Source organism: Salinithrix halophila, from assembly GCF_042650125.1.
GTDB classification, from domain to species: domain Bacteria; phylum Bacillota; class Bacilli; order Thermoactinomycetales; family DSM-45169; genus Salinithrix; species Salinithrix halophila.
Window position 1 is genome coordinate 1 of sequence record NZ_JBHSAP010000010.1, and the last position, 5,202, is coordinate 5,202.

At 49.5% G+C, this 5,202-nt stretch carries 12 protein-coding genes; 2 read left to right on the plus strand and 10 right to left on the minus strand.

The features are described from left to right. The 10 genes from ACFOUO_RS10135 to ACFOUO_RS10180 all read right to left on the minus strand — a co-directional run. On the minus strand, nucleotides 1–284 hold a 284-nt coding region (locus tag ACFOUO_RS10135; RefSeq protein ID WP_380704849.1), incomplete at its 3' end, for a hypothetical protein. An 11-nt stretch (nucleotides 285–295) separates the two neighbouring features. Further along, nucleotides 296–484: a hypothetical protein gene (locus ACFOUO_RS10140; protein WP_380704851.1), complete on the minus strand. Its 189-nt coding sequence runs from the start codon at nucleotides 482–484 to the stop codon at nucleotides 296–298. Further along, entirely contained in the window at nucleotides 481–705 is a 225-nt protein-coding gene (locus ACFOUO_RS10145) for a hypothetical protein (RefSeq protein WP_380704854.1), read from the minus strand. Before ACFOUO_RS10145 ends, ACFOUO_RS10140 begins: the two co-directional genes overlap by 4 nt. 18 nt (nucleotides 706–723) lie before the next feature. Then, on the minus strand, nucleotides 724–915 hold the full coding sequence (locus ACFOUO_RS10150) for a hypothetical protein (RefSeq protein ID WP_380704856.1): 192 nt from the start codon (nucleotides 913–915) through the stop codon (nucleotides 724–726). 375 nt (nucleotides 916–1,290) lie between these two features. Then, a complete protein-coding gene (locus tag ACFOUO_RS10155; protein WP_380704858.1) occupies nucleotides 1,291–1,431 on the minus strand; it encodes a hypothetical protein in 141 nt (46 codons plus the stop codon). Continuing rightward, complete coding sequence (locus tag ACFOUO_RS10160; protein ID WP_380704861.1) at nucleotides 1,428–2,174, minus strand: ERF family protein; 747 nt, start codon at nucleotides 2,172–2,174, stop codon at nucleotides 1,428–1,430. The genes ACFOUO_RS10155 and ACFOUO_RS10160 overlap by 4 nt, the downstream gene beginning before the upstream one ends. Beyond that, on the minus strand, nucleotides 2,171–2,335 hold the full coding sequence (locus tag ACFOUO_RS10165) for a hypothetical protein (RefSeq protein WP_380704863.1): 165 nt from the start codon (nucleotides 2,333–2,335) through the stop codon (nucleotides 2,171–2,173). Before ACFOUO_RS10165 ends, ACFOUO_RS10160 begins: the two co-directional genes overlap by 4 nt. 1 nt (nucleotide 2,336) lies before the next feature. Beyond that, nucleotides 2,337–2,582, minus strand: coding sequence for a DUF7667 family protein (locus ACFOUO_RS10170; protein ID WP_380704865.1), 246 nt, complete (start codon nucleotides 2,580–2,582; stop codon nucleotides 2,337–2,339). Between the two features lie 63 nt (nucleotides 2,583–2,645). Then, complete coding sequence (locus ACFOUO_RS10175) at nucleotides 2,646–2,828, minus strand: hypothetical protein (protein ID WP_380704867.1); 183 nt, start codon at nucleotides 2,826–2,828, stop codon at nucleotides 2,646–2,648. Further along, the gene (locus tag ACFOUO_RS10180) at nucleotides 2,806–3,024 is read right to left on the minus strand and encodes a helix-turn-helix domain-containing protein (protein ID WP_380704869.1); all 219 of its coding nucleotides are present in this window, start codon (nucleotides 3,022–3,024) and stop codon (nucleotides 2,806–2,808) included. The genes ACFOUO_RS10175 and ACFOUO_RS10180 overlap by 23 nt, the downstream gene beginning before the upstream one ends. Before the next feature lie 239 nt (nucleotides 3,025–3,263). Between ACFOUO_RS10180 and ACFOUO_RS10185 the strand changes: the two genes are divergently transcribed. After that, nucleotides 3,264–3,626 (plus strand): helix-turn-helix domain-containing protein, encoded by a 363-nt coding sequence (locus ACFOUO_RS10185; protein WP_380704871.1) that lies wholly within the window; start codon nucleotides 3,264–3,266, stop codon nucleotides 3,624–3,626. Continuing rightward, nucleotides 3,627–5,168: a recombinase family protein gene (locus tag ACFOUO_RS10190; RefSeq protein ID WP_380704873.1), complete on the plus strand. Its 1,542-nt coding sequence runs from the start codon at nucleotides 3,627–3,629 to the stop codon at nucleotides 5,166–5,168. Nucleotides 5,169–5,202 lie beyond the last annotated feature (34 nt).

Below are 5,202 nucleotides of genomic sequence, written 5' to 3' on the forward strand. Positions count from 1 at the left end.
CTCCCAGTCGCCACATAGACAGCGCAACATTTCCCGCTAACGGTGCAGGTTCGTTTATCTGCAACCGCTGCCCGTCCGTCTTCCACTAGTTCAGTCAGCCGGGGATGGACAAAATTTCTCTCGGGGCGTGGGATGATCCCCTGTTTATACAGCCGCAAAGCCAATTCGTTAGCCGTCAGGCGCGGACATTTCTTCAGTTCCTGTAAAACAATGGCCTGACGCCCCGCAACCGTCCCTTTGATGTTCTCGTACGACTCCCGCCGCGTTTCTTCGGTGATCCCCATCGCCGCCTCCTTTAGATCCGTTCTAATTCCTCCGCGTACAACAGGCCCCAATCGGTGTCGTAGACCAGCTTTCCATCCCAGGTGAAAACCTCCCGCACTTCGTGGGCCTTCCCCCGGATAACCACCCGGTCGCCCCGCTGAAGATATCGCATCCCCGGATGGTTCCTCATAAAGCTGATTCGCGCTGTGTAGGTGATCATTGGTCCGCCGCCTCCTTGGCTTGAAAAACTACTTTTTGAAGCTCCGTTATAATCTCTTGCGCTACGTCGGGAGATATCGCCTTTTTAATCCCGGTTCCATGCCCCTGCCGCAACAAAGCCATTACATTTATGACAACTTTCCCATTCTCGGAATAGAGCCAAATAGAACCAGAATCGTCAAACCATTCGACTGTCCCATTTATGATCTCTCGACGTTCCATTCACTCGTCCGCCTCCTCTCAAAATGCCTCCAGTTCCAGCAGTTGCTGTCGAATCTCATCAAGCCTTACCTTCAACAGCGCCACCTTCCACGAATGGCCGTTCTCTATCGCGTCCCACAACTCCATCAGGTAATAATCAAGCTCCAGCCTCAAAACAATGATCTTCTTTTCCGGGGTTCGGTCCTTGAATGCGCGAATGACATTTTCCACCGCGTCCCCCTCCCTTGAATGGGTGCCGGGGTTGTGGCCCCCGGCTGGCCGTGGTATCTTTATTGGTAGGTTAAATTTCTTGTGGCCCCCGTCTTATGCGGTGGGCTTTTTCTGTTCCTCGACAAATTCCAAGTAGTTAAGCCGCTCCTCCAGTTCTTCCTGGGACAAAGGCTTTTGGCCGTCTTCCGCCACCGTTTCAAACATCCATTCCATCTTTCTAAGCCTCCTTTGCGGTTTGGTTGATCGCTTTCCTAGCCCGCCGCTTGCTCTCCAATCCCCGATAGATCGGGACTGTACTTTCCGGCGGGTAAACATCCCATGTACCCTCATGCGTTTTCTGTGCTACTCATACCGGGATTTCCTTACCACCCCCTTTCATGGCTTCATCACATCCACCAGCACATGGAACGCGAGTTCAAAAAGGCTTTCCCGGTCTAACTCGTCAACCATTTCCGGCGGATACCCCGCCACCTTGACTGCTTCCCTAACCTCCGCCTCTGTCTCCGGGTAGATCATTTCAACCCCTCCAGTTCTTCGGGCTGTATTGGCCCGGTATTGACTGCCGATTCAAGCGCCTTCTCCCCGATCAACTGCACCAATTCTGCCCCGTCCATGGCTTCGATCAACTTGACCAAATCGTCTATTTCCTTCGGGGTAAGTTTTACCGTGCTGTCTTTCCCGGTTTGGTAATTGACCAATTTTTTCAGTTGATCTTTTGTAAGCCCCTTTTCGGTGCATCCTTTGGCGAATAGTTTCCGCCGTTGGTCTTGACTTGCTAACCCCTGCGGCCCTCCCGCCTTCTGTCCGGGCTTTTGGGCGGCGGGTGCTTTACCCTTAGCTGGGACTTTCCGTTGTTGTGTCGGGGCGCTTGCACTGTTTCCGTCGTCGTCCTCCCCGGTGTTCAGGGAGAGAAACGAGGTGAGACTGTACCGACGGGCATAGGTGACGGCTGATCCGATCCCTTGAGGGTCCATCTTTTGTGGTTTCAGGGTCAGGACCGGGGATTCCATCCATTGGCCGGAGGTATGAAAAATCCGGGTGGTCATTTGAATTTCCCCGGCCTCCGTGTTGGTGGGCATCTGCATGATGAACAATCCATGGGATGCCAAGATGGGCCGGATTTCTTCTATGATTTGGTCAATGGTTGCGTATCGGTTTTTCAGGTGGGGATTTTGGCCGTCTTTGGTGATTCGCCCAACCTCCCCGTGGAACGCTACCAAGGCTTTGCATATCTCCTGTGTGTTCTCGGATGTTTTCATAAGCAATCCCTCCCGGTCAAAATCTCTCGTAATTTCGCCCACGTTTTCCATGTTTCCGGGTGGAATTGATATTCGCCGCCCGTTTCGTCTCTCAGGCATTCCTCGTCATCCGTCAAAAGCTCTTCCATCTTGTCGCAAAGTTCTGTGATCTCGTTCGTCATCTCAATTGCCTCCTAAAGTGCTCATAAGATGCTTGTCGATCTGCCCACAGATTTCTTTCTCCCAGCCCTCATCGTTCGCTCGACGGGCCGTATCCGCCAACATTTCAAGGCGGTTCAACTCCAAAGCCCAATGAAAATGTGCTTTCAGGCATTCCCTTAACTCCCGAGTGTCCGGTTTGTTCAAATCTCCGATCTTTCCCCTACACTTCCAGTACAGTTCAGCTAGGCGGCGGTGGAAGGGTTCCATTAATACCACCCCTTGCGAGCTATTTGCTGCCTCACATTCTCCTGAATTAAGAGCCTCCAGCGTTTACCCCAGGGCAACCTTGCCCATTCCCCCGCTTTGACTTTCATTTGATTCACCTCCTTGGATGGAATCCCAGATTTCCCAATTGATCCGCTGGATTTCGGCTAGGACTCTTTTCTGTTCCTCTGGGGTTGTCTTGGGCGGGTGAACCCGAATCACTGTTTCACCCCGCTTGAATGTTTTCACCATTTTCCCCTCCTGTGAATGGGTTCCATTTGATCTCCAAAGCACTACAAACCTTTTGCATGGTGTCGATATTCCAACGACGGTGACCGCAAACAATATTGTTGAGATATGACGCGCTATAGCCGGTTCTTTCCGCCAACATCTGAAAGGTAATGTTGTTATCTTTCATGCGGCGTCTCACAAGTTGACTTAACACCATCGCAACCTCCTTTCCGCCGTTGGCGTACCATAATAATATGCTATTGGCATACAAATTTACAACATTACGATTAGGCGATATAACCCCTCACACACGGTTAATTCGGTATATCTCTCTGTAACGGCTAATACCTCACTTTTTAAGCTATTTGCGTACTTGACATGTAAGCGTATGTAATGTTGTATTTGCTTGTCAACGTTGATATGCTATTTGCATACAAAGGGGGTACATGGAAAATGGTCGCCAATAAAACAGGATCACGGTTAAAGCAATTGAGGAAGAAAAACAAATTGAGTGGATATAAATTAGCGGAACGAATAGGGGTATCCGCGCAATATTATTACGAGTTAGAACGAGGGGACAAACGTTTAAATGAAGAGATTATAACAGCATTGGCCAAACTTTTCGGGGTGTCGTCGGATTATCTTTTAGGGCTAGATGATAACGAGGAACAGCAGGATTTTAATGTTAGGGAAATGTTAGATAGTGGATCATTTAAAAAATATCATTGGGACGGAACCCCTCTCGATGAGGAACAATTAAAAGCCGCTAAGGAAGTGATTGAGTACATGTTAATGAAGCGAAAGAAGGAAGACTAAATGGACAGGGTAGCGGTTTATTTACGCAAATCCCGAGCAGATATGGAGGCTGAGGCACGCGGGGAAGGGGAAACACTTAGGAAACACAGAAAAACCCTGCTTTCCTTGGCAAAGAAGCAGGGTTTTAATATTGTCCGCATTCGGGAGGAGATCGCATCCGGGGAAAGTCTTATCCATCGACCGGAAATGATGGCGCTCCTTAAAGAAGTCGAAACAGGCATTTATGATGGAGTTCTGGTAATGGACATGGATCGGTTGGGTCGGGGGAATATGCAGGAACAAGGTTTAATCTTGGACACCCTCCGGCGGTCGGGAACAAAGATTGTCACTCCGCGTAAGGTTTACGACCTTCAGGATGAATGGGATGAAGAGTATTCCGAGTTTGAAGCATTCATGGCCCGGAAAGAGTTGAAGTTGATCACCCGGCGGCTACAATCCGGGCGGCGGCGGTCATTGGAGGACGGGAATTGGATCGCCTCGACTGCTCCATATGGATACCGCATTATAAAGGATGATCGAGGCCATACGTTGGAACCTATCGAGGAGGAAGCCAACGCCGTCCGTCTCATATTCAAGTGGTACACCTCGACCGAATCGGAACGGGCGGGAACGTATCGGATAGCGGAACGGTTAAATGAAATGGGGATAAAACCCCGTCGTAGCCGGGAATGGATGGGGAACCTGGTTTTAAACATCATCAAAAAATCCCCTGTTTATGCTGGTTACATTCAATGGGGGAAAGTGGACTATCAAAAGGTGGCGGAAGGGCGGAAGCAAACCAGAACGAAACCCCAGGAGGAATGGGTGGAAGTGAAAGGCCGCCATACTCCCCTAATCGATCGGGAAACGGCAGATAAGGCCATGGACATTCTAGAAAGGCGAACACATCCCCCGTATAGACAATTACAGGGAATTAAAAACCCTCTGGCCGGGGTGGTTAAATGCGGAAAGTGCGGAAGATCAATGGTAAGGCAAGATTCTCAAAAGCAAAAGCCCCACCTACTATGTATCAACAAACAATGTAACAACAAATCCACTCGGTTCGATTATGTGGAAAGCCGGCTTTTAAATGTCTTGGGGGACTGGTTAAAGGAATATCGTCTACAATGGGAACCAGAGAGCAGGGAACAAAAAGACGACCTGTCCGAAATAACAGCCAGGGAACAGGCTATAAAATCGCTTGAGAAAGAATTGACAGAGTTAGAGGGTCAGCGGGAACGCCTCCACGATCTCTTGGAACGTGGCATATACGACGACGAAACGTTTATGGAACGTTCCACCCGTCTGGCGGCCCGGATCTCAGACACCCGGACGGCAATTAAACGGGCAAAAGAGGACAAGGCTAAGGCTGAGGAACAATCCAAAGCCCGATCTAACGTGATCCCCCAGGTGGAACATGTTCTGGGGTTATATCCTAAGACATTCGACCCCAAACAAAAAAACATACTCCTCAAAAGCATTCTAGAACGCGTGGAGTACACAAAGGAACCAAACCAGGTCAAGGATCAATTTACCTTAGACGTGTTCCCGAAACTGGATTAATACATATAAAAAGCACAAGGGTAACAATAGCCCT

Excerpts from the sequence above, each read along its gene's own strand:
- ACFOUO_RS10140 (WP_380704851.1), bottom strand. The coding sequence starts at position 484 with ATGATCACCTACACAGCGCGAATCAGCTTTATGAGGAACCATCCGGGG.
- ACFOUO_RS10145 (WP_380704854.1), bottom strand. The coding sequence starts at position 705 with ATGGAACGTCGAGAGATCATAAATGGGACAGTCGAATGGTTTGACGAT.
- ACFOUO_RS10155 (WP_380704858.1), bottom strand. The coding sequence starts at position 1,431 with ATGATCTACCCGGAGACAGAGGCGGAGGTTAGGGAAGCAGTCAAGGTG.
- ACFOUO_RS10160 (WP_380704861.1), bottom strand. The coding sequence starts at position 2,174 with ATGAAAACATCCGAGAACACACAGGAGATATGCAAAGCCTTGGTAGCG.
- ACFOUO_RS10165 (WP_380704863.1), bottom strand. The coding sequence starts at position 2,335 with ATGACGAACGAGATCACAGAACTTTGCGACAAGATGGAAGAGCTTTTG.
- ACFOUO_RS10170 (WP_380704865.1), bottom strand. The coding sequence starts at position 2,582 with ATGGAACCCTTCCACCGCCGCCTAGCTGAACTGTACTGGAAGTGTAGG.
- ACFOUO_RS10185 (WP_380704871.1), top strand. The coding sequence starts at position 3,264 with ATGGTCGCCAATAAAACAGGATCACGGTTAAAGCAATTGAGGAAGAAA.
- ACFOUO_RS10190 (WP_380704873.1), top strand. The coding sequence starts at position 3,627 with ATGGACAGGGTAGCGGTTTATTTACGCAAATCCCGAGCAGATATGGAG.